This is a genomic window from Sulfurisphaera ohwakuensis (genome assembly GCF_009729055.1).
GTDB classification, from domain to species: domain Archaea; phylum Thermoproteota; class Thermoprotei_A; order Sulfolobales; family Sulfolobaceae; genus Sulfurisphaera; species Sulfurisphaera ohwakuensis.
Genome location: NZ_CP045484.1, coordinates 1,685,843 through 1,709,156, shown reverse-complemented (window position 1 = coordinate 1,709,156; position 23,314 = coordinate 1,685,843). Strand labels below are relative to the sequence as shown.

The 23,314-nt window shown below is 32.7% G+C and carries 18 protein-coding genes; 12 read left to right on the top strand and 6 right to left on the bottom strand.

Annotation, left to right across the window (positions count from 1 at the left end):
- Nucleotides 1–327: 327 nt before the first annotated feature.
- Both D1869_RS15155 and D1869_RS09485 read right to left on the bottom strand, forming a co-directional pair.
- On the bottom strand, nucleotides 328–465 hold the full coding sequence (locus D1869_RS15155) for a hypothetical protein (protein ID WP_196772258.1): 138 nt from the start codon (nucleotides 463–465) through the stop codon (nucleotides 328–330).
- Nucleotides 466–1,008: 543 nt separating this feature from the next.
- Nucleotides 1,009–1,953, bottom strand: a complete 945-nt coding sequence (locus tag D1869_RS09485; protein ID WP_156014893.1) for a hypothetical protein — start codon at nucleotides 1,951–1,953, stop codon at nucleotides 1,009–1,011.
- A 277-nt stretch (nucleotides 1,954–2,230) separates the two neighbouring features.
- On the opposite strand from D1869_RS09485, the gene D1869_RS09480 reads away from it, so the two are divergent.
- Entirely contained in the window at nucleotides 2,231–5,764 is a 3,534-nt protein-coding gene (locus tag D1869_RS09480; RefSeq protein WP_156014892.1) for a S53 family peptidase, read from the top strand.
- On the opposite strand, the gene D1869_RS09475 is transcribed toward D1869_RS09480, so the two are convergent.
- Nucleotides 5,721–6,236 (bottom strand): hypothetical protein, encoded by a 516-nt coding sequence (locus D1869_RS09475; RefSeq protein WP_156014891.1) that lies wholly within the window; start codon nucleotides 6,234–6,236, stop codon nucleotides 5,721–5,723. The genes D1869_RS09480 and D1869_RS09475 overlap by 44 nt on opposite strands.
- 205 nt (nucleotides 6,237–6,441) lie before the next feature.
- Nucleotides 6,442–7,869 (bottom strand): hypothetical protein, encoded by a 1,428-nt coding sequence (locus tag D1869_RS09470; protein ID WP_156014890.1) that lies wholly within the window; start codon nucleotides 7,867–7,869, stop codon nucleotides 6,442–6,444.
- Nucleotides 7,870–8,219: 350 nt separating this feature from the next.
- Between D1869_RS09470 and D1869_RS09465 the strand changes: the two genes are divergently transcribed.
- The 3 genes from D1869_RS09465 to D1869_RS09455 all read left to right on the top strand — a co-directional run bounded on the left by D1869_RS09465 (nucleotide 8,220) and on the right by D1869_RS09455 (nucleotide 13,443).
- Nucleotides 8,220–9,458, top strand: a complete 1,239-nt coding sequence (locus tag D1869_RS09465) for an MFS transporter (RefSeq protein WP_156014889.1) — start codon at nucleotides 8,220–8,222, stop codon at nucleotides 9,456–9,458.
- A 518-nt stretch (nucleotides 9,459–9,976) separates the two neighbouring features.
- Complete coding sequence (locus D1869_RS09460) at nucleotides 9,977–11,902, top strand: hydantoinase/oxoprolinase family protein (protein WP_156014888.1); 1,926 nt, start codon at nucleotides 9,977–9,979, stop codon at nucleotides 11,900–11,902.
- A 2-nt stretch (nucleotides 11,903–11,904) separates the two neighbouring features.
- Entirely contained in the window at nucleotides 11,905–13,443 is a 1,539-nt protein-coding gene (locus D1869_RS09455; RefSeq protein WP_156014887.1) for a hydantoinase B/oxoprolinase family protein, read from the top strand.
- Here the strand turns inward: D1869_RS09455 and D1869_RS09450 are convergent.
- Together D1869_RS09450 and D1869_RS09445 are read right to left on the bottom strand one after the other, a co-directional pair.
- Entirely contained in the window at nucleotides 13,405–13,701 is a 297-nt protein-coding gene (locus D1869_RS09450) for a TetR family transcriptional regulator (protein ID WP_156014886.1), read from the bottom strand. The two genes, D1869_RS09455 and D1869_RS09450, sit on opposite strands and share 39 nt — an antisense overlap.
- Before the next feature lie 97 nt (nucleotides 13,702–13,798).
- On the bottom strand, nucleotides 13,799–14,353 hold the full coding sequence (locus tag D1869_RS09445; RefSeq protein ID WP_156014885.1) for a DUF5591 domain-containing protein: 555 nt from the start codon (nucleotides 14,351–14,353) through the stop codon (nucleotides 13,799–13,801).
- 76 nt (nucleotides 14,354–14,429) lie between these two features.
- Between D1869_RS09445 and D1869_RS09440 the strand changes: the two genes are divergently transcribed.
- From D1869_RS09440 to D1869_RS09405, 8 genes are all read left to right on the top strand, one after another.
- Nucleotides 14,430–15,323 carry a tRNA guanosine transglycosylase family protein gene (locus D1869_RS09440; RefSeq protein ID WP_156014884.1) on the top strand — a complete coding sequence of 298 codons (894 nt, stop codon included), beginning with the start codon at nucleotides 14,430–14,432 and terminating at the stop codon, nucleotides 15,321–15,323.
- A gap of 564 nt (nucleotides 15,324–15,887) precedes the next feature.
- A complete protein-coding gene (locus D1869_RS09435) occupies nucleotides 15,888–16,865 on the top strand; it encodes a hypothetical protein (RefSeq protein ID WP_156014883.1) in 978 nt (325 codons plus the stop codon).
- A gap of 73 nt (nucleotides 16,866–16,938) precedes the next feature.
- Nucleotides 16,939–17,076 (top strand): hypothetical protein, encoded by a 138-nt coding sequence (locus D1869_RS09430; RefSeq protein WP_156014882.1) that lies wholly within the window; start codon nucleotides 16,939–16,941, stop codon nucleotides 17,074–17,076.
- Nucleotides 17,077–17,099: 23 nt separating this feature from the next.
- On the top strand, nucleotides 17,100–18,128 hold the full coding sequence (locus tag D1869_RS09425) for a metallopeptidase TldD-related protein (protein WP_156014881.1): 1,029 nt from the start codon (nucleotides 17,100–17,102) through the stop codon (nucleotides 18,126–18,128).
- A gap of 159 nt (nucleotides 18,129–18,287) precedes the next feature.
- On the top strand, nucleotides 18,288–18,554 hold the full coding sequence (locus D1869_RS09420) for a DNA polymerase II (protein ID WP_156014880.1): 267 nt from the start codon (nucleotides 18,288–18,290) through the stop codon (nucleotides 18,552–18,554).
- On the top strand, nucleotides 18,509–20,131 hold the full coding sequence (locus D1869_RS09415; RefSeq protein ID WP_156014879.1) for a DNA polymerase domain-containing protein: 1,623 nt from the start codon (nucleotides 18,509–18,511) through the stop codon (nucleotides 20,129–20,131). The genes D1869_RS09420 and D1869_RS09415 overlap by 46 nt, the downstream gene beginning before the upstream one ends.
- Nucleotides 20,125–20,697 carry a hypothetical protein gene (locus tag D1869_RS09410; RefSeq protein ID WP_156014878.1) on the top strand — a complete coding sequence of 191 codons (573 nt, stop codon included), beginning with the start codon at nucleotides 20,125–20,127 and terminating at the stop codon, nucleotides 20,695–20,697. Before D1869_RS09415 ends, D1869_RS09410 begins: the two co-directional genes overlap by 7 nt.
- A 50-nt stretch (nucleotides 20,698–20,747) precedes the next feature.
- Nucleotides 20,748–23,276 carry an MMPL family transporter gene (locus tag D1869_RS09405; RefSeq protein ID WP_156014877.1) on the top strand — a complete coding sequence of 843 codons (2,529 nt, stop codon included), beginning with the start codon at nucleotides 20,748–20,750 and terminating at the stop codon, nucleotides 23,274–23,276.
- Nucleotides 23,277–23,314: the final 38 nt, after the last annotated feature.

Genomic DNA, 23,314 nt, shown 5'->3' with positions numbered 1-23,314 from the left:
TGAGAAGAATTACTTTTCCCGATTGTTAATTTAAATTAAGTATGAACAAACTTTATCACTACTCTAGAAATTAAATTTATTAATCTTTATGAATAGAATTGCGCTCTTAAATATTATTCCACTAGTTATATTTTCATATTGATAAATGACTCTATATCTTTTTGATAAACTAACGAAAACATAATAATTGTTCGTAATAGAGAAGCTAATAAAATAATAAAAAGCCTTTCATACCCCTCGGGCAAACCCGAAAAGTCTAGGCTTTATCTACTCTCATTCCGTTTGTCCCTACACTTTCATTTCACTCATTTTATCTTCAATCATGATCTAGTGTAGGGGCTTAGCCCTCAACCACCTACTGGTAGATGGGTCATGGGACTCCTTTGAGCCCAACGGCACGGGACTCACATCTCCGTTATCTCCCTCACCCTTTTGGGCATAGCCCACATCGGTGTGAGAGATCATCTTTATCGGAAAAATTTTAACATTATCAAATATAAAAAGATTTTTATTAACGTGAAAAAGGGTTCAGCCCTCGGGCAAATCCCCGACAGATTGAGTAGGCTTTTTACAATATATTATATATAAAATGTAATATATAAGGAAGTCAGTATCAAGATTATATGAATTCTGAAATAATAAAACTTGTTTAGCCTAAGGAGAAGGTCAATGCGTTAAGATTAAACACTTTGTCTCAGTTCCTGAAATTCCCGCTAAGGTTAGTGTTGATTATGCTATGTTTGAGGATTTTATAAAGAAAAGAAGTTCACTAAATAAGAATGATAATATGAGGGATTTATGATTTTCCAAGAGGTAAATACTCACTCGTGGTGTTATTAAAGCATTAAATTAAGGTTCAACCTTATTCTAGCGATCTATAGGTATTACTAACTCTAATGAACATAAAGGGATTAAAATAGAGAGGGATTTGATAAGCATACCACATCAGCTTATTTAAGAGGATTAAAAATAACTAAAAGTTACATAAATATATCAAAGACAAAATTTTTACTTCATGTCGATTAACTGGAGCACTGATCTCACAGCCTTACTATTAAACCAGTAGTCTTTAATTATCTCATGATTTTTATCTATGAAGTCTTTTAGTTCTTCATGGTCTTCTTTTACCTTCTCCAGAATTTCCTCGAAGGACTTAGTCTTATCCTTAGCATATTCTGTGATTAACTCCGAAAATATAGCAGAAAACTTTCCTTGATCTTTAATTATCTTTTTGCCCTTCATTTCATCGACTAGTTGTGCAATAAACGGCTTATATTTAAATGCTAACATGTTAAAATTCTTGGCCTTCCTATAGGGAAGAGAATCGTCGTAAATCTTCACGACAACCCCCTCCTTACTCTTTAACCATGATAAAACTTTCCTTGAGTCTATATCTTTTAAGCTCTTAATCTCAATAAACTCTACTGAATGTGGATATGAAAGCTCTATAGGCAGTAAATAATGATCACCTTTAAGCACGTCAAAAACTGAAAAATTAAGGGATTCTTTCTCTATTTTAAAAGGAGAATATTCCTTACCGAATATCTCCATCTTTACTATTACTCCCTCTTCCTTAGCTTTCCTCAATAGCTCAAGAAAGTCTTCACGGAATTTTATAAATACTCCAAAGAGTAAGGCTATATCTTGTTTATTTATTCCAGAACCGCTCTTATGACTTAAGTGAATTTTATCGTTTACCTTCATTACGATCTGAGTCCCGTCATGTTTAGGCTCAATAAATACTCTGTACTTCAACATATCCTCGTTTATTACCTCATACAGAGAGGATACATTCTCGACGTTATATTCGTACTCACTCCTACGGAGATCTTCCTTATAGTCTTTAAATAATGAAACGAATTCTTTATAATCTTCTTCACTAGGATTAAGGTAAAGCCTCTGTCTACAGAATAGAAATATATCACGTCTTATATTTTCATCAAGCAAGTTCATTAACAATTTGTACGCCTTTAAAGCAATAAGTGTTAATCGAAAATATTCGTACAGTGATTCATTAATAAAAGTTACTTTATAATGATAGAAAAGTGATTAACTTATTTCCTCTTAAAGTGAGAAATTACCTTAAGAATTTTGGGGAATAGTTCTATTTTAGAGATAATTCTAATCATCAGATAGAGTGCTAATCTACTTCTGTTCATTTAGAAAAGAAATACAAGAAGACAAATGTGATGAACAATTTTAAATAATAGCTTCTCATATAGTTAGAATAATGAAAAGAGTAATAATTATCTTTATATTTCTTCTTTTAATTTCTATCTTTCCTACATTTTTATTATCTTACTCTAATACAGAAGGACAATATGTTATCGCAAGTATATTTATTCCACCTAAAGATATTAGCCAAATCTATTCATTAGCGTATGAAGTTTCCGATCCTAATTCTCCTTTATATCATCACTTTCTAAATTCATCAGAAATAATGAAATTTATGAATATACAAGAATATGAAGCTATGTTATCTTTTCTTAAATCGCATGGTATTAAAATAATTTCTACTTCTTTAGATTCAATAATTGTAGTCAATGTGAGTATTGTTCAACTTGAGGAGTTTCTTAACACTACTATTTTCTTTAGTAAATTCCAAAATTACACATATTATTCTGGGATTAGTTATTTTAATGGCAACGTAATAGTAGCAAGTAATTTTACCACATTATTTTTGAAATCACCTGACGATTTAGTTACACCTTCTCTCATTAATCAAATCGAGAAAAAAGCCATAACTTTGAACTTTACCTACGCTGATGAATCTTATCCAGTAACCTGGTTACTTAAGGCATATAATGCAACTGGACTTAATGCAACTGGAGAAGGTTATACAATAGGAATCCTAGATTTTTATGGAGATCCTACTATAGTCCAACAATTAGCTTATTTCGATAAAATATACGATTTACCCCCTCCGCCATCTTTTGAGATTAAATATATTGGACCTTCTTGTCCATTTGAAGGTTTACTTTCAGGCTGGAATTTAGAAATAAGTCTTGATGTTGAAGTTTCACATGCTATGGCACCTAAGGCTAGTATTATACTCTATGTCGCAAATCCAAATTTACCATTACCAGCAGTTTTAGCTAAAATTGTTCAAGAGGATAAAGTTAACGTATTATCTCAGAGCTGGGGTATTCCAGAATCAGAAATAGTAGATAATCCGGCAAATCTCATGACAGTTTACGAAATGAATTTGTATTATGCTTTAGGTTCGCTCGAGGGAATAACCTTTCTAGCAAGTACCGGTGATGTAGGCGGTAGCGGTTACAGTACCTCTCCTATAGGTTCTGTTACTTTTCCATCAACTTCACCATTTGTTACTGCTATAGGTGGTACCACAACATATATTACATTAAATGGCAGTGCTTATCAAACTGCTTGGTCAAATTACGGTTTCATACCATATTTCATCAACTACGGTGGTTCAACTGGAGGTATTAGTGTTTTATTTGTAAAACCATGGTATCAGTTCTATATCCCAACACCTAACACTTATCCTTATGGAAGAATGGTACCAGATATTTCCTTAAACGCTAACCTTTTCCCAGGTATTCAGGTAATCTTTCCCGGTAATATAACTTATTTAATAGGAGGTACAAGTGAAGCTTCACCACTTTTTGCTGGTTTATTAACACTAGTTATGCAGAAAGATAACACAACTTTTGGTCTCATTAACCCACTACTCTATTATTTAGGAGAGAAATATTACAATGAGGCTTATTTCCCCATTACATTTGGTTACAATATTCCTTGGGTTGCAAAATACGGATATAATCTTGTTACGGGACTCGGTGCACCAAACATCGGAGAAATCGCCCATTTAGTTAAGCTGATTAAATCTTCTTCCCAGCTAGAAATAACTATTTCTCTTTACAACGGTACAAATTACACCTATTACTTTCTACCAGACCAAGAAATAGAAATAATTGCTAACATTACGGAGAACGGAAAAGAAGTAACCAGCGGTTCATTTAATGCTTATGTATATTCATTAAGCGGTGAAGTAGCAGATATCAAACTTCATTTTAACGGCAGTAGATGGATAGGTTATTATTACCCTACTGTTGAAGGCCCAATAGAAGTTATAGTTAATAATGAGAGTGGGACTAACGCCTTTGTAGGTTACGTACTAACCATCAAGGGAAATTTAAATGTTATTTACCCAGAAATTAGAGGAGAAGTGTATAACTTATACGATGAGCGTATTAATGTGCCCTATGTAAATGTAACGATATATGCATACCAGCCTCTAAATAACTCTTATGTAAAAATCACAGATATTATAATGAATTCTAGTAAAGGAGAATACATAGCATATTTAGGTAGAAATATTACAGCTGGTCCAATATTAATTGTTGGGAATAATGTTTATGGTTATATACCAACTTTCGCAGGTAGTTCTCTTCTGTTAAATACACTAATAATTCCCCCACTTGTAGTAGAGCCTGGTGTTGTAACGCCCGGTAGTTCACTTTTTATAGAACCTTCTAATATACCATTCGGCAACACTAATATTTCGGCTGTACTGTATAGTAATGACGGAAAAGTACTATCTGTTACAAACCTATCCTGGGTTTTAGTGCCATTTGAAGGACTCTTAGCTTATGCTTATATTGGTTACTTAAAAATTCCATATAACATAACACCTGGACTTTATACTATAATTCTTAATCAATATTCTACGTTAGGTAATACCAGCGTGTTAGAAGGAAGATACTATTCGCAAATATATGTTGTACCTCAAAATCTTTCAATTAGTGTAAGACTTGAGGGAATTTTAGCTGAAGGGAATAACGTAAAAATTTTAGCTAATATTACCTATCCTAATGGTACTGAAGTTAAATACGGAATGTTCTCAGCAACTGTTTATCCGTTACAACTTCAGAGTAACTATGAAACTTACACCGAAAGTTTTGAGATACCATTATGGTTCAATGGAACTTTATGGATAGGTAATTTCACATTACCGTCAACCTATACTCAAGGTAATTTCACATACCTATCAGGAAATTATTTTGGTCCTTTCTCTATCTTTATCTCAGGAATTTCGGTAAGTGGGTATCCTACAACTAATAACCTTAATGCCCAAAAACCGTTTATAGTTCAACCATATACACTGATAGCAAACACATCATTAACTTTCGCTCAAACATTTTACGTTTACTTTTATCGTGATAATATTTCAATGATAGGTAAGCTATTTAACGATATACTAGAAAATGACATAATATACAACAGTAATCTGGAAATTATGAACTCTCAAATAAATGGAACTTTAGTAATAAGAAACTCTAATATCACACTTGACGGTGTTGTAGGTGATAAAATAGTAGTTATAAATTCGACTATAAGTGTGATTAATTCTAAAATCATGAATATAACGTTATTATCTAACTCTAGGATATCTAATGAGACCTCAGTAATTAAATACCTTTCCATACCTTTACCTTCAGTCTTACTCAGCGGAAACGAGGTAATAGTTCACGGTAAAGATATTAAAAATGTTGAGGTTTTCGTAAACGGAAAATTAATGTATAATGGCACATCCACTCAAGTTACACTTCCTCTATCCAGCGGATACAATGAAATTCATGTGATAGTAGTTCAGAATGATGGAGAAATAACGAGCGAAAACTTTGAGGCTTATATACAGTCTAATAGTATTTTAACAATATCTTTAGTACTATCAATTATAGCTATTCTTCTTGTCATTGTTGTTCTGTTAATAATGTATCGCCAGAGAAGAACTTAAAGTACGGTATTAAATGCGCTTTCAGTACGTGATCAGGAAAGTTAAAATCTGGTTTTAGTTCTTTTACGTCTTTCCCTAGTAATTTTTGGACTACCTTCGGTTTGTAAATTGTATTCATATTGAAAACTATGTTTGAAGCCTCAATTCTCTCTGTAACAAAAATTTCAATCTCCCAGTAAAAAGTTTCATCTTCACTGTTACCTTGGTATTTTACTCCATTTGGTATAATATTTGGGCCTTCGGCATAACCTAAAAATGTTTTTATGCCAGTATCTGGAGTTCCAAAAATATACATTACTCTAAATTTTTTTGGAAATTTATTTATTTTATCTAAAGTAGTGAAAACCTTATTTTCCTCATCAAACACTTGAAGAATGTTAATATGAGATATTATACCAAATAATCTGAATGGATCAGTTATAATTTTCATTATTTCTCTCTTTTCGGCTTTTACTAAAATTGAGTTATCCACACCATTTTAATTGAATCACTTATTTATATTTTTAAATATATACTTGTTTTTTTATTTTATATACGAGCAAGTAAATTTGATATTCCGTAGCACTTATTCATAGGAAAATTATTACAGTTATGCATTACATGTTAAAAAAGGACTATTAATCTTAATTTTCTTCATTTAAAGACCCTAAATAAATAACTATGGCATATTAGCCTGCTCATACTTTAAACCCATAGTAATAAGAAGTATAGTTTAGTATAAAACCCTCTATAGGCATTCCCCAACCAGTAGAATAAACAAAATAACTAAAATAAACTTGAGCATTACCATGCAAAATAATCATATTTACGACAGGATTTAGTAGATATATTTCTGTCCTTAAATTAGAAAAGTAATATGTAGTAACACCAATAGTGTTCACCCCAATACAAACATTCTTTGTAGCATTAACTTTACCTTCTTCTTCATATGCATAACCATATGGAAGACTTTTTAAGGTTTTAACAAATTCTCCAAAATAAGTGTAAAATAATTTCACACTACCATTGCCAATAGGTAAATAATAAACATATTTACCAGAAGAATTAGTGAAAACAATACGAGTTAAACCACTACTACTTTCAACATTAATTCCAAATTTGGATAAAGATAAAATCTCTGATACACTTAAATTACATATCGGTATATTGAGACCGTGTACTCTCTGATATAACGTATAAGTAACTATTGCTATTGTAGCATTATAGTAAGTATAAATTATAGGATTAGATAAAGTGGAAAGATAAGTTTTATCTAATGAAACAGAGGGGCTATCATGTACATGAGTTGAATATGAGATTCCTATATATGAATAATAGTTACTTGCTCCAAACCAACTTACATTACCGACAAACTTGGTGCAAAAATATATCGCTGTATAATTATCCTTGTTTTTCACGTTATTGCTTAATGTTGTCCAGCTTAATGGTACAGAGAAGTTATAGAAATACAAGATATTCATAACTGGAGTGTAAACAGTTGAGGATAGATGTATTTGTGGTTCATTATATTCTTCTTCAATGATGTTTATTGTGTAAGGGTATTTTGTCACATTGCTTGTGTTTATTACTTGTTTAGTGATTTGCTCAACCGTTATATTGTCTGTTTTTATTATTTTTGGTATTATGTTAATTATTGCAACAATTTGTATTGGATTATTGTTTATAATCCAGTCTGGATTATACTCTACTTCTTCTGCTTCAGTGTATGCTTTTCCTCCTTCTATGTATGTTGCTATGATGAGGATTGATGTGTTTATTACATTATGTTTTTCCCATGATTTAACATAGTTTGTTAGTGCTGAAAATGGTATTTCTAATGTCTCCCCATAATACTCTTTATAAAATTTCACGTTATCCGGTTGATTAATATAAACAGAGATTATAGTGTTTGCTAATCCACCATTTACATAAGTTTTTACTACAAAAGACGGGTTAAGAACATTCTTAAAATATTCTATTACACCGTCAGAAGTTGTTTGAAACCCTATTAGCACTGGTGTAAACAAGTAAAGAATGGCGAATGCTATAGTTAGTATAACAATCGTAGCTATAAGTACTGAGAGAATTTTAATGGAATTTTCCTTTAGTATATCCTTAATCTTCATAATAGTATGATATATACTAATATTTTATTATAAATTTTATCGTATAAAACACTGTATTGCATTTCTCTATTCAGAATTTTGATAAGTAATATCCTTTACCTAAAATATTATCTGTCTTCCTCATCCTCTAAAGGGCGATAGTATTGGTGCGTTTAATAACAAATTTTTGGGTTGAATTATTAAAAATCTTAAAAATGTTGAATTTATTTGTAATACTATTTTTGCTTAAAATCTGATAATATAAGAATTTGTTATCTTAAGCCTTTTCTCCTTATAAGTGATTTTCTTATAAGACTTTTCGTATTCCGTATAAAATAAGGCTTATTTTTAGCATTTAATAGTTTATTTTTATGAAATCTACAACAGTATTAGCCTCAATGGTTGGAACAATTATAGAATGGTATGATATATTCATATTTGGTACCGGGGCTTATTATATTTCGTTAGAGTTATTTCCACCAACAAATCCTACAGTAGCTCTACTTAATACTTTCTTGGTCTTTGCTCTAGGATTTTTAACTAGACCCATAGGAGCAATAGTTTTCGGCCACTTCGGTGATAAAATAGGTAGGAAGGAAATGCTTATTATAACTTTAACATCCTCAGGAATTGCTAGTGGCCTAGTAGGAGTTTTACCTACTTACGCACAGTTAGGTTTAGTTACTGTCATTCTATTAGTTATCTTGAGATTAATACTTGGCTTTGGATTAGGAGGAGAATGGGGTGGGGCGGTTCTATTAATGGTTGAAAATTCTGAAAGTAAAAGGGGCTTTTGGGTATCATTTGTACAATCTACAGTCGGTATTGGATTGATCCTCGGCAGTTTAGTTTTTTTGGTATTATCATCATTTTCTTCTCAGTCCTTTATGCTTAGTATAGGATGGAGAATTCCATTCCTAATTTCATTCATACTAACAGCTATAGGAATTTTAATAAGGCTTGAGGTTGAGGAAACTATAGCCTTCAAGAAGGCAAAAGAGGAAAATAGTATATTGGATGTTCCCTCTAAGGAGCTATTTAAGAAAAACTGGAAAGAAGTATTAATAGGCACTTTACTTGCAGGCTCTCTAGGAACTATATTTTACGTTGGAGCTATATTAGTCCCTGGAATAATGGAGAGCCTAAAAATCTTACCGGTACAGCTAGGTTTTCTTGCAACATTATTGATGGGATTAACAGATTCAATATTTGTATTTATAGGAGGAGTACTTTCAGACAAATTAGGAAGAAAACTTTTACTAATCTTATCTAATGTCATAGGATTAATTCTACTTTACCCCTCATTTTATATCACTAATGATATTATAGTAGTAGCATTAATAGCAAGTTATGGTATTGCTCATGGTTTAGGTTATTCCCCTTTAGCTGCACTAATCTCAGAGATATTTCCTACAAACGTGAGATATAGTGGCTCGTCCTCAGCATATCAATTTGGTAACTCTTTTATAGGAGGACCAGCAAGCTATGTTTCCGACTTTTTGGGCAGTATAAGCTATGCACTATATCCTATATTTACACTCATAATAATAATAATCTCATTAATATCGTTATATAAGGTTAAAGAAACAAAGGAGATAAAAACTCTTTAACCCTACTTTAGCTAGGAAAATTTAGGAAATTACATAATTATCATTTTTCAATAAATGTTATTTGGAATATATCAATAATGAAAGCTAGAGGATTCCAATTAGTAATTTAGCAAAGTAATCATGTGCCTTTTGTGGATTGTAATATATTCCTAAATTCTCTATGAAGAAATAATTGATTGATATCACGATAAAATTGTAGAGGTAAAGAATCCCTACAGAAATAGTGGAAAGAGAAACGAGATATTCGAAATTTCTTGCTGAGTGAAAGGACTAATGTAGTGCTTAATATATCATTTCTTTATTCTTTTTTAATAAAAAGAGATTAATTATATATATTTAGGGACAATAAAGCTAATTCTTCTTGGAGTTACTACCCTAAAGAGTTATTGCTGAACACCACACTCTAATCAAATAGAATTATACTACTGGGAGAATATTATAATTCACAAGAAGACCATGTTCGTCATAGCAATTATTGATAAGGTAAAATTTTATTATAGTCGATTAAAGATTCATATATGCTTGTCGCGGTTGACATAGGCGGTACATTTACTGATATAATAGGAGTGAAAGATAACGGAGAAATAATTTATTACAAAGGTTTATCAACACCAAAAAATCCAGAAAATGGAGTGAAAGAAGGTATTCAAAAACTAGGAATAAGCGTAGATACACTTATACATGCTACAACAATTGCAACAAACTCTCTTCTTGGACAAGTCAATTTAGAGTTACCGAAAACTGCATTAGTCACTACTAAAGGTTTTTCTGACATAATTGAGATTGGAAGACAAAACAGACCCGAACTCTATAATTTGTTCTTTCAAAAACCTAAACCGTTAGTTCCTAGGGAATTGAGATTTGAAGTTAACGAAAGGATTAATTCAAGAGGCGAAGTTGTAAAGCCACTCAATACTAAGGAGGTAGAAGAAATAGCAAAAAGAATTAAAGCTGATGCAGTCGCAGTAGTATTTTTGCATTCCTATTTAAACTCTGTCCATGAGAAGATTACTAAAGAAATACTTTCAAGATATGTAAAGTATGTTTCAGCCTCGTATGAAGTTTCTCCAGAACAAAGAGAATATGAAAGAACTACTACGACAGTAATTAATGTGATGTTAAAGCCTCTTGTAAGTAAGTACATAGAGTCGTTATGGAATGAGATAAAACCCAAGGAATTCTTCATAATGGCAAGTTCTGGTGGATTAATTGATGCTAATGAGGCTATCGAGAGACCAGTACAATTAATCGAATCTGGACCAGCGGCTGGAGTTGTTGGTGTTAAATACTTTGCTGATGAGATGGGGATAAAAAATGCCATAAGTTTTGATATGGGTGGAACTACAGCTAAAGCTGGTTCAATTGTTAATGGTGAAATTGAGATAACTAATGAATATGAGGTTGGTGGCAGGACTCATCACGGTAGAATAATAAAAGGCTCCGGTTATCCAGTTAGGTTTCCTTTCATTGATTTGGCTGAAGTTTCTGCTGGTGGTGGAACAATAATTTGGTTAGATGAGGCTGGAGGACTAAATGTTGGTCCTTTAAGTGCTGGTGCTGATCCGGGTCCTATTTGCTATAATAAGGGTGGTAATTTGCCAACGTTAACTGACGCAAACCTCGTTTTAGGAAGAATTGGAGAGGAGTTGTTAAGCGGTGATATGAAACTAAATAAGGAACTGGCAATAAAAGGACTTGAAAAGTTAGGCGATCCTATACAAATTGCAAAGGAAGCAATAAGGTTGGCTACTTTAGAAATGGCTAGGGCAATAAGGTTGGTAACGGTCGAAAGGGGGTTAGATCCTTCAGAATTCGCACTTTTCTCTTTTGGCGGTGCTGGACCGCAGTTTGCATTAGGCATAGCTGAAGAGCTTGGTATTAAGAGGGTTCTAGTCCCAGTATATCCCGGATTGTTTAGTGCCCTATCTATGTTATTAGCTGATATTAAGATAGAAATTAGAAGGGCTTACCCAAAGGACGTTGACGTAGAATTCAGAGAACTGGAAGAGGAATTGAGAAGGAAAATGTCCAGTATTGACTACTTTTTAAGGTATGCTGATGTTAGATATAAGGGTCAAGGATGGGAGTTAACTGTACCCGCTGATGGTGATATAAGAAGAAATTTTGAGGAGAGGCATAGAATTGCGTACGGTTTTACTTTACCCTATGATATTGAGATTGTGAATATAAGAGTGTTTGCCGTTAAGAGGATTAAGAAGCCTAAGATAATGTTAAAGATCTCAGATAACGTTAAAGTAAAGGAGAGGAAAGTTTACTTTGATGATTGGGTTAATGCTAAAGTCTTCATCAGAGAGACTTTGCCAATAGGCTTTAGAGATAGAGGTCCAGCAATCATAGAAGAATATAGTGCAACAACATTAGTTCCAGATGGTTGGAGTTTTACTATTCTCCCTAATTATTTCATAGAATTAATGAGGGAGTAAAAATGGTTAGTTGGGAAGTTATAAATAAAGCTACAATATTCATTGCAGAAGAAATGGGAGTTATGTTAAAGAAATCTGCCTTATCACCAAATATAAGGGAAAGAATGGATCATAGCTGTGCAATAGTAGATAGAGAAGGTAGAATTGTTGCTCAAGCTGAACATATTCCAGTTCATTTGGGTTCTTTTAAAATTGCGGTTAAAAACGTACTGAAGTTTGCTGAGGAATTAAAAGAAGGGGAAAGTCTAATATTTAACGACCCCTACATATCTGGGACTCATTTGAATGACGTTGGAATATTAACTCCAATTTATTATGAATCAGAACTAGTGGGTTATGTTATAAATAAGGCTCATCATGTTGATGTAGGCGGACCATTACCTGGTAGTATAAATCCAAATGCCAAAACCCTATATGAGGAGGGTATCGTAATTCCTCCTATGAAATTAACGGATGAGGTAATTAAGTTTGTAAAGGAGAACTTTAAAGTTCCAGAAGTTTCTATTGGCGATTTAAATGCCCAAGTTTCAGCTAATAAGACTGGAGTAACTAGGATAAAGCAACTCATTGAAAAATACGGTAAGAAGGAAGTTCTTGAAGGTTGGGATAAGAGTATAAACCACACTAGGAATCTTGTTCTCCAGCATAGCTGGAAAGAAGGTGTTTATGAGGCTGAGGATTACCTGGAGTTTAATGATAATCTGCTGAATATAACTTTGCATTTACATGTTAAAAAAGACAAAATTATTGCAGATTTTACTGGTACTCATAGGCAAATAGATGGTCCATTGAATGCTGTTTTAGGAGTTACTTATTCTGCAGTTTCCTTTGCAATTAGATCAGCCTTAAATAAAGACATACCTACTAATGAGGGCTTTTATTCTTTCATAGAAATTATTGCTGAAGAAGGTTCTTTAGTAAATCCTAAAAAGCCTGCTGCCGTTGGTGGTGGTAATGTTGAAACTTCACAAAGAATTGCTGATGTTACTTTTTTAGCCCTATCCCGTTTTCTACCTTATATTCCAGCAGCTAGTTCAGGGACTATGATGAACGTTATGATGGGTGGTATTTATCAAGGTAAATACTGGTCTTATTATGAAACAATTGCTGGTGGCAGTGGTGCTAGGCCTAATTCTGATGGAGTCTCAGCTGTTCATACAAACATGACTAACACTCTAAATACTCCAATTGAGATTGCCGAAATGAACTATCCAATTCTCTTTACCTCATATAAAATAAGAGCTGGAAGTGGTGGTAAGGGAGTTCATAAAGGTGGTGATGGTATAATTAGGAGTTTTAAAGTTCTTTCTCCCACGAGGCTTTCTATTTTAGCTGATAGGTTCAAGACCTCTCCATGGGGTTTAAATGGTGGTGAAAATGGTAAGCCTGGAAGAGTTTATATAATAAAGAAGGGAAAGAGAATGGAAATGCCTAGTAAATTTACGATAGATCTAGATGAAGGAGATGAGGTGATTATTGAAACTCCAGGAGGTGGTGGTTATTCAAGGTCTTATAGCAAGGATAATACTGTTAATTATTGACATTACAAGAAGGGAACCTATATAAGCTGTTATGCCAGAGATTAAGTTACTATAGATTTTTTCATTAAAAGAGAATTTATGTGATAAAATATTTACAATTAATAAGGCTACAATGATTGGTAGTATAAACACGTTAAAGGGTGTAAACCACATCCTAATTGGCCCATTCAAAAAGAAGTAAAAATCTAAACTCATAAAGAGGAATATACTAGTAAGTCCACTTAATAAACCCAGTAAAATAACATATTTTGTCTTCATGTTAGATTGCCTATTCTCTTTCAAGTATATAATTTTTTTGGTAATAGTATTACCAAGTTTACGTTTAAATATTCAGTGCCTGCGTATTTCTTCACCGTTAAGTGTGGCGGGCTTTCATCATTTCTTTCAAATTATTTAATACTTCAGAAATAGTTTTAAATGGTAACCTTCCATAAGGATATAGGTTAATATTAATTCCACTAATTTCTGAAGCTTCTTTTACTACACTATAGTGATGTTTTGGCAATATTCCTATGATGTAAGAATGCATATTTCTAACATTTATAAGAACTTTTGCTAATAATTCAACAAATTCTTCCCTTTCTTCCTTCGTCATCATCGATGGTGGATAATCGTAAGAGTTAAACGGGTAACAATCCTCATATTCCCTTGGCACTAGTAACATTGGCTCTGATACGGAATAAAACTGTACTTTTTCCTCAAATCCTCTCATTATAGCATAAGCTAACTTATGTGTTCTTGATAAGTGATATGGCTTTATAGAGGTACAAGGAAGAAGAATAGCGTAAGGTTTTGTAGATTTCCATTCACTAAGAAGAATTTCATACCATTTTCTAACTACTGGATGTTTAAAAGGATCCTCTCCTTCTCTTTTAATTATTCTTTCTCCGTGAAGAGGAGGACATTGCATATTAAAAAATACGCCGGGATATTTAATAATCTCTTTTTAGTAATACCTATAAACCTGGTATGATCAAAATATTTTCATGGAAATTTTTCTTGGAGTACAAGACTTGAAGGTCCCAGTATGGGAATTTCACACGCCAGTTATGATTAATCAGCTTAGGTGGGATAGTGTACTCTGGAATAATAAAACGTGGGTAGATAGCGGTGGTTATCAGATAATGAAAAAGGGAATTCCGTTAAGCCCAGAGATGCTAGAAAAGAAATATAGAACGTTAACTGCTGATGCGTATATTAATCTTGACATTCCCTCATTTCCTTGTGAGAGGGTTGATGAGAGAAACTTTAAACACTTTGAATATCTTTATGAGAAAGAGATAAACGTAATTCCAGTTGTTCACGGATATAATGTTGAAGACATTGATAAGGCTATCGATTTTTATTCCCAATATGTAGATGTAATAGCATTTGGCGGTATAGTTCCTCCATCACTAAAGGGAGGGAGAAAAATAGTAATATACTTATACCATTATGTCAGAAAATCCGTTAAGAAGATCCACGTTTTAGGTGCTGGCTCACCTTACATGAGAAAAATTTTCTTTAATGCTGATAGTGTTGACACAGCAACGTATCGTGTTAAGGGTGCTAATGGTTTAGTAATTATACCAGGGAAGGGTGAAAGGTATGTGGGAGAAAGGAAAATTAGTTGGAATGCCAAAAGAGCTACTGAAGAAGAGATCGACAATTTATTGTCTTTCCTAGAAAAAACTGGATATCCTTATGATATAGATCTAAGAGACTGGGTTAATAGATCAATGATCAATGCGTGGATAATGTTACATTCTAGCTATGAAAGTGAAACGTGGGAAATTAAACTTTCGAAAGAAGTAGATAGAATATCTAAAGGAGAAATTAGAGAAAAAATAAATGAAATGTGTAAATTACTAAATTTAAATAAAGGATCGATCGGTGTTTAAGTTTTATTATTGCTAATGTTGTATTAGGATAAGAAGTTTATTACTTCTGGGGCAGAATATAAATTCTGGGGCAGAAGTTGATATTTGGTGAAAGACCTAAAGATAATAGACGCGACTTATTTGATAGAGAAATTGAATTAGAAAAAATTAAAAATAGTATAATTTAAGGGAAACCCCTAATCCTATTATAGTGTTTTTCATAGTAAATGCAAAGGATAAATGCCATATATCAGTACAAAGCATATCATGTCGCCTTGATTGTTTAGCTTACTTTTACATCTTAAGGTAAAGCTTGTCTCTTACAATTATTATAAAAAAGACTGTTAATTTAAGATATTAAGAGTGAACTAGATAATGATATCAAAAGATATACTTTGTATTGTCTAAATTATTAAAGTCCTTGTTATATGATTTTATATACATTATATGTTAATATTTATTTAATAATTAAAAACTCAATTTTAATAAGACAAATATAAACCAAAAACGTTACCTTTTTAGTAAAAATGATCATAGCTGAACTAGTAGGAAATAGTTTAAAAAGGATAACTCCTAGTATTACTTATGGAAGATTGTAAAGAATTATTATATCATGACCCCTTAAAGTTACAAGACAATAGTAGTTGTTTTCTCTCTGAGGATCATTATTATAGGGGTAAATTGGCTTTATCTTATTATAGGGAATCTCAACGTGTAGGTGATTATGTAATTTTCCCCATGAAATTTTCAAGGAATTTCTTCGTAATGGGAATAGATGATACTACTGGAAAAATATTTGTACGATTGATAAATGGTGATCCGAGCATCATATTGGAGAAGGGAATAAGAGAAGATAAGAAAATTCAAAGGTTGAAGAACTTTATGGGTTTTACCCATCATAAATGGGAAGTAACTAACCTAAAGAAGGGTCAAATAATAAGAATTCAAGGAGATTTTGCAATAAGAGTTATCAAGACTTTTCGTTCTTTAGATAGATTACTTAATTATCTTTCCTTTTTTCCGGGAATCGGGGTTAATGATATACGTAGTACTCTCTGGGAGGAGTTTATAAGAAGGTATTTACAAGAAGATGAAGAACTAGGGGAAATAGAAAGGCTACTAAATGTGTTGGACGAAATAAGGAGGATAAGGAGGATAAACTATATGATAGGAATTAGGGAAAGGGAAATAGCAAAAGTTGAAGAAGAAGTCAAACAAAGATTAAGAGATTTATTAGGTGTAAAAAGAATACCAGAAAGAAATAGAATATATTTCATGAAAGTAAGCAAAATTAAAGATAAGTTCAAGGAATTCATAGTAAATAAAGAAGAGAAACTAAAGATGTATTATGGGCATTATACTTCTCCTCACCTAGTTCAAGTAATAGGTGTTCTTGTGGGAAATCAAGTCGTCATACTGAGGGAACAAGAAGTGGTAGTAACGCATAAAGAGCACGGTATATCGACATTTACTATATCTGTTCCTTCAATTGTAGAGTTTGGAACTCTCGATAATTTTCTAACTCTCACAACTCCAGATTTTATGGATATTATATTTATATAAAAAAATAATCTGTGTATGTAGATACACACAGATTTATAAAAGTTTATATATTTGAATAGCTAAATGTTTAAATATGAGATACTATACCGTCAAACAGACATACTACTGTCCCACTAACTATGGCTTATATGAATGTAGATTAGAAAACGGTAAAGAGGTTTGCAAATTAATAGCTTGTGTAGTTAGAGATTCCTTAACTACACCGTTATAAGAATATATTTTTTAATATATTATATGGTACAAATCTTTTTTAATTCCAAGGAGGATTCCCTAATTATCACAAGGTCTGGAAAATACTCACAAAGTTCTCAAATTAAAGCAGAAATGACTCTGACACCAGAAGGCTGGATTCTTGAAAATAAAGAAATTAGTTTTCAACCAGGTAAAAATTTTACTCCTTGTATTTCATACGAGGAGAAAGAAGATGTATATCAAGAGGTTATAAATAAAGCTGAGAAACTAATTCCTTATGTAGACAAAATAGTTATAAAGAGAATTGAGAGGAGAGTAGGAGAATGCAAAGAAATAAAATTCATCACATTAGTAGAAAAAGACTACCTAAAAGTAGGAGGTAAAGTTCAGTACATAGATAGTTTAGTTAGCTATTTACAGAACGAGATAAGAAGTGTAAAGCGAATACTCAGAGACTATCAAACCGGAGGTAGAGTTAGAGTAATTTTATCTCCAGAGGTTTTTGGTACTATAATAGCATATACTGTTAAGACTTTACTAAACGGAAATTATCCTAAACTAAAGCTTTATGAAAAAGTATTTCCTTTGACAATATTTGATAACCCACTTAACGATATTTCACCAGCATTTACAGTTTTTGATGATGAGGGAGTTTTAACTAAAAAGAAGGAATTGATAGGTGATGGAGTAGTTCAAGATTACTTAGGCACGCTCTATTCACGATTTGGAAATCCAGGCAATGCAAGAGGAATACCGCCAGAACCTGATTTCTTTACGTTAGAAATTAAAGGTGGAGATTGGAGTTTAGAAGAAATGAGAGATGAGAACAAAGGTGTTATAACCATATATGGTGTTGAATCTGTCCAGATCATTGAAAATAGTATAAGGATAACACCCAAAATTGTTGAGAAAGACGGTGTCGGGTTAAGAATAAGAGAGATAGCTGTTCCTTTCCAAGATCTTCTATCTATAGAGGCTTTGTCAAAAAATGTAAAACCTTATGCGTTAGATGAACAACACGGAATAGTTTCACCATATGTTTTAATGCCGGTAAGAATAATATTATTTTAGTGATGAGACCGCCAGAATAAGAATGGTGACGATAACCCGGCCTTACTGATAATACTATTTTTTGGTATTAATCACGTTGTATTTTTATTCAAAAGTTTAAACTATTAATTTCACTTATCTCTCTAAAGCCTTAATTAGAATAATGTAGAGAAAAAGCACATGGGAAGAACACAACCCTCTTACACTAGGGCTGTAGATAAGGAGCTGGAAACAGTAGAAAAGATCATTTCACGTTTACATTCCCCTTCATTAGAGTCACTTCTTGAGGAAGTAAGAAAGAAAGTTAGATACATCCAAAGCGCTTCTTATGACGAATTTGTAGATCCCTATAATCTAGTGTATTTCACATTTATTTGGGCTTTAGCGGAGGAGTGTGAAAAATGGAAGAAATTGTACTTGACGCTTATCCAACAAAAGGAGGAGTAAAACTTCTGCTAAACGATTTTAGAACTGAATTCGTAAAGACAACTTTCCCAGTCTATGTAATAACTGATAATCCAGACATTGTTCTTCAACATCCTGAGGTGAAATACTATGAGAAAGAAAAATGGAAGAGCCTAGATGGTAAAGAAGTTGAGCTTTACAGATTTGAGGTCGAAAGCTTTAACGCTTACTATTACATAAAGAAAAGGTTAAAAGTAGTCAACGAGATACCAACAGTACTAGCACAAACACTGTATAGACTGAAAATTCCTTTAGTAGATAGAGTAGAGAAAGTTAATTATGCTACGGTAAAATTCCTTAGATGGTATGATGGGTGTACAGATTGTTACGAAATAAATGGCGAAAGAGTTTATGATTTAGATGACTTTGAAGCTGATGTTGTAGAATGTTATGGTTTTCCTTGTAACAAGATTAAAGCTCAAGTTAAGGTTCAAGGAGAGATGAAAAGGTCACCAGTATCTATAAAGGGACTTCTTGAGTGGTCTTATGTATCTAAAACACCATTGCACGAAATTGCTTATGCAACTATTGGAAAAGCGTTAACAACGAATGAAGCGTGGGTAGCTTTAAAGAAGAAAATCATAATACCAAATGTTGTTCCTAGAATAGAGAAATTAAGAAAATTAGAAGATATAATGAGAGCAGATAAGGGAGGTTTGTTTATATTCCCTAAACCCGGTTGTTATGAGGACGTTTACCAAATAGATTTTAAATCAATGTATCCTTCTCTGATTATAAAATATAACATATCCGCTGAAACTGTTGACACTTGTGATGACATAAAGACAGAGTTGCATTCAATTTGTCTTAAAGAAAGGGGTATTGTGCCAGAAGCTTTAGAATGGCTTATAAGGAGAAAAGAAGAGCTAAAGAAAATTGATGAAGAGAGAGCAGAAGCAATAAAATGGATTTTAGTGGCCTCTTTTGGCTATCTAGGGTATAGGAACTCTAAGTTTGGTAAGATAGAAGCGTATGAGATGGTTACTTATTTTGCTAGAAAAACGTTAAGGAAAACAATTGAGATAGCTGAAAGTTTGGGAATTGAAGTACTTCACGGTATAATTGATTCTTTAATAGTTAAGGGAGACGTTTCGAAACTAGTTGAAACCGTAGAAAAAGAAACCGGTTTAAAGTTAGATTACAAGAAGTTTAAGTGGGTTATCTTTACAACCACTAAAGATAATATGCCTTATCCAACAAGATATATAGCAAATAGGGAGGATGGAGAGATTATCGCTAAAGGACTCATAAGGAGTAATATGCCTAACATTGTGAAGTCCTTCCTAAACGATTCCCTTGAAATTCTTTCAAAGACTAAAGACTGTAATGAAGTCAAAGCAAGTGTAAAGAAAATTAAGGAACTTTTGGACTATTATAAAAGAAGAGTAATTAACGGTGAGCCAGCCGATTATGTTATTTGGATCAAGGACGTTCCATATGTTAGGGGAATAAAAGGTTTTTATGATGCTAGGGAAGGATTTAAGGGTAAAGATGTTGACTACTATAAGGCATACCTAGAAAGGATATTTGATGATTTAACCAAGGCGATTAAATGTTGAGAACTGGTTTTGCATTTTTAGACGAAATAATAGAAAAGGATCAAATTGTAGAGTTCTTTTCTCCAGATGAAGAGTTACTAAGGATATTTTATCATAGGGTAATTGCTCTTTCCTCTCCGGTCTATGTAGTAGTTGTATCAGAAAGGGGAGGGTTAGATCCTTATTTAGTAAAACGTTTCCAAAGGATATTTTCTAATGAAGAGGAAGTTTATATAAGAAGAGCATTTAAGGCTGAGGACGTACCACTAACTATTGAATCTATGGGAGATGATGATCTTATAATAATTGATCCTTATCATCACAAAAAGGAATACACTAGAATTGTTGCAGCTATAAGAAAGGGGAAGGGGAGAAAGTTTCTGTTCAGTTTTTTAGATAGAGAAAGAGAAGGTTCAATATTTGGATCTCATACTGCACATTCTATAATAAAAATAGTGAGAAGCAAACGAGGATTCAAATTTATATTCATAAAAAGTGTTATAACTAGGGAAATTGAAATACCAAATAGTATTTGGGACTTATATGATAAAGTGAATGAAGAAGGTCTGTTAAGATGGCTAGTTTAAATAGAGAGAAAGAATGTTGAGTTTTTAATTTTATCTGTTTAACCTATATTATGAATAGAAAGTTTATCGTAACAATAATAGTTTGGGTGTTAATTCTTCTTTTCTCAATGTATTTAGCCTCACAATCTTTCGCACACCTTTCCTACAACGAAAACGTAACACTTCCGTCAAACAGTAAAGCATTTATAGCAACTAACCTACTTAGCAAATATTTCCCATCCGGTAGCGGTAACAACTCTATTGATATTGTCTTAGTTAACTCCACACCTTATGAAGATTATTTAATAGAGCAAAAACTACTTAATATACCCTTAATAACTAATGTAAGTGGGGTACCTAACGTTTACATAAGCTATGCGAACTTTTTAGGGAAAGTAGTTAATGAAACGGGATCATTACTCAACGAAAGTGCATATGCACTTTATATCTTTCCAGAAAAATTCCTGTTCTTGTTAAACGAAACACATAACGAAACACTAGCCTTAAGTGAAGCTGAAAAAGGAATGCCATCTTCATATTCTTCGTTTTATGAAAACTTCGCTAATACTTACGTGAAAACTGAAAATTATACTTTAGCATTTGAAGTTGGTATTTCGACCTTAAACAAAACTCAGTTAATAGCATTAGCATTTATCAATCCTCAAGGATTTGTTACGCCAGAGTACGTAGAGAAGCAACTACCAATTGCTACTGCAAAAGTTTTAAACATTTCACCGCAAGTATCTTCCCTTCTACTGTTCAAAAGTGTTAATAATGCATTAGAATCGGACCCTAAAGCTTTCTTCAGACTTTTAAATCCTCCCTCCTCACTACTTGCAGTTTATTCTAAGAACCACACAGATGTTATTCTTATTTACACAAAATATTCAGCTACTGCAGTTTATCCTAATGGAACATTTATTGATGAGCAAATTGTACCACAGGTAAAGGAAAGTGTTAAGGAAGTTTTTAACGGAACATTTTACGTTACTGGTGAAACACCAGTATTTGCTGAGCTTTCTCAATTACAGAATGAGTATGATGCAATTACATTTATCTTAATTTTCGCTTTCCTACTTGTCGTAACAGCTATCTACTTCAGAAGCATTTTAGCACCTATAATAACCTTAATTACTATAAGCCTTTCGATCATTTCCGGTTTAGCTATGGTAACCCTAGTGAGTTTAGTAACAAAACAGCAAATAGACTTCCAAGTAATAGAACCTATGATAGCCGTAATCATGGGTGTAGGAACTGATTATAGTATATTCTTACTTTCACGTTTTAGAGAAGAACTAAGTAAAGGAGTTGATAAATGGAAGGCCATGGAAATTTCTGTGAAAACGTCTGGAAAAGCGATTTTGATAAGTGGGACAACAGTAACTATAGTCTTTCTTTCAATGACTTTTATTCCGTTTGCTGGACAATGGGGATTAATAATCGGTCTTTCAGTACCGTTTGCTGTAGGAATTGCTGTAACTTTATTACCAATAATCTACGGAGCTTTAGGGAAAAAGGTGTTCTGGCCTTCAAAAGAATTTAAGGTAAAACCAAGGTTTGAAAAAGTTGCTAAACTGTCAACATCTAAACCGGTAATAGTGTTTGTAATTGCTTTAGTCATTGGTTTAATAGCAGGCTTCTATGTATTTTCAACCCCTTTAAACTTGAATTTCCAATCGTACTTACCTAATACACCAGCTGTACAAGGATTAAACGTAATTAATAGGGCTTTTGGAGAAAATTACCTAAACCCTGTTCTTGTAGTATTTAACTATTCTCACCCTATAACGCTACAAGATTTAATCCAAGTAGGGAAATTTGAGGCTGAGGTTAGTAAGTTAAATGGTGTTGAGGAAGTCTTTGGTCCAGTACCACTAAACTTTAACGGCACAATAACACCATCAGTTCTTAGTATGTTTAAAGCAAATGTTGGAAATAACAATAGGACATTACTCGTTACTATAATACCCTCTTACAAGTATGATAGTATACAAGCTTACAACCTAGTGAAGGAAATTCAAAGTTTAACTGAAACTGGCTATGTTGGGGGAACTACTGCAGATTATCTAGCTTTCATGGATTATTTATTTCCTTACTACTATACATTAATGCTTCTATTACCCGTAGTTTTAGCAATAATAGTAGCAATTTTCATACGTTCAATTAGGATAGGTATTGGTGTTTCATTAAGTATAATACTAACTATAGTATCCGCTTTAGCTATAGTGTATTTAGGGTTTAGGGTTTCTCCAAATGTAGGAATACTATTCTTGATTCCTATAGCAGTTTACGTATTAATGATGGGTTTAGGAAATGATTATAGTATATTTATTCTTTCTAGAGTGAAAGAGGAAATTGAGAATGGCGAAAAAGATCCAATAGTAAAGGGATTATCTATTTCAGCCAATACTATAACTGCGTTAGGTGTAATTTTAGCCTTTTCGTTCGGTGCATTAGCTATAAATCCCATTAAATCTATTCAAGAACTTGGTTTAGCAATAGCTTTGGCTGCAATTCTAGATACTTTCATAGTTAGAACTATAATTTATCCAGCAATCCTCAAAATCTCTTTAGTAAAAAGAGTGGAACAAAGTAAATAAATTGAATTTTACTAAAATCCATTTTGCTTGTTCGTATT

Coding starts and splice junctions, on each gene's coding strand:
- D1869_RS15155 (WP_196772258.1), bottom strand. CDS start 465: ATGATCTCTCACACCGATGTGGGCTATGCCCAAAAGGGTGAGGGAGAT.
- D1869_RS09485 (WP_156014893.1), bottom strand. CDS start 1,953: ATGAACTTGCTTGATGAAAATATAAGACGTGATATATTTCTATTCTGT.
- D1869_RS09480 (WP_156014892.1), top strand. CDS start 2,231: ATGAAAAGAGTAATAATTATCTTTATATTTCTTCTTTTAATTTCTATC.
- D1869_RS09470 (WP_156014890.1), bottom strand. CDS start 7,869: ATGAAGATTAAGGATATACTAAAGGAAAATTCCATTAAAATTCTCTCA.
- D1869_RS09465 (WP_156014889.1), top strand. CDS start 8,220: ATGAAATCTACAACAGTATTAGCCTCAATGGTTGGAACAATTATAGAA.
- D1869_RS09460 (WP_156014888.1), top strand. CDS start 9,977: ATGCTTGTCGCGGTTGACATAGGCGGTACATTTACTGATATAATAGGA.
- D1869_RS09455 (WP_156014887.1), top strand. CDS start 11,905: ATGGTTAGTTGGGAAGTTATAAATAAAGCTACAATATTCATTGCAGAA.
- D1869_RS09450 (WP_156014886.1), bottom strand. CDS start 13,701: ATGAAGACAAAATATGTTATTTTACTGGGTTTATTAAGTGGACTTACT.
- D1869_RS09445 (WP_156014885.1), bottom strand. CDS start 14,353: ATGCAATGTCCTCCTCTTCACGGAGAAAGAATAATTAAAAGAGAAGGA.
- D1869_RS09440 (WP_156014884.1), top strand. CDS start 14,430: ATGGAAATTTTTCTTGGAGTACAAGACTTGAAGGTCCCAGTATGGGAA.
- D1869_RS09435 (WP_156014883.1), top strand. CDS start 15,888: ATGGAAGATTGTAAAGAATTATTATATCATGACCCCTTAAAGTTACAA.
- D1869_RS09430 (WP_156014882.1), top strand. CDS start 16,939: ATGAGATACTATACCGTCAAACAGACATACTACTGTCCCACTAACTAT.
- D1869_RS09425 (WP_156014881.1), top strand. CDS start 17,100: ATGGTACAAATCTTTTTTAATTCCAAGGAGGATTCCCTAATTATCACA.
- D1869_RS09420 (WP_156014880.1), top strand. CDS start 18,288: ATGGGAAGAACACAACCCTCTTACACTAGGGCTGTAGATAAGGAGCTG.
- D1869_RS09415 (WP_156014879.1), top strand. CDS start 18,509: ATGGAAGAAATTGTACTTGACGCTTATCCAACAAAAGGAGGAGTAAAA.
- D1869_RS09410 (WP_156014878.1), top strand. CDS start 20,125: ATGTTGAGAACTGGTTTTGCATTTTTAGACGAAATAATAGAAAAGGAT.
- D1869_RS09405 (WP_156014877.1), top strand. CDS start 20,748: ATGAATAGAAAGTTTATCGTAACAATAATAGTTTGGGTGTTAATTCTT.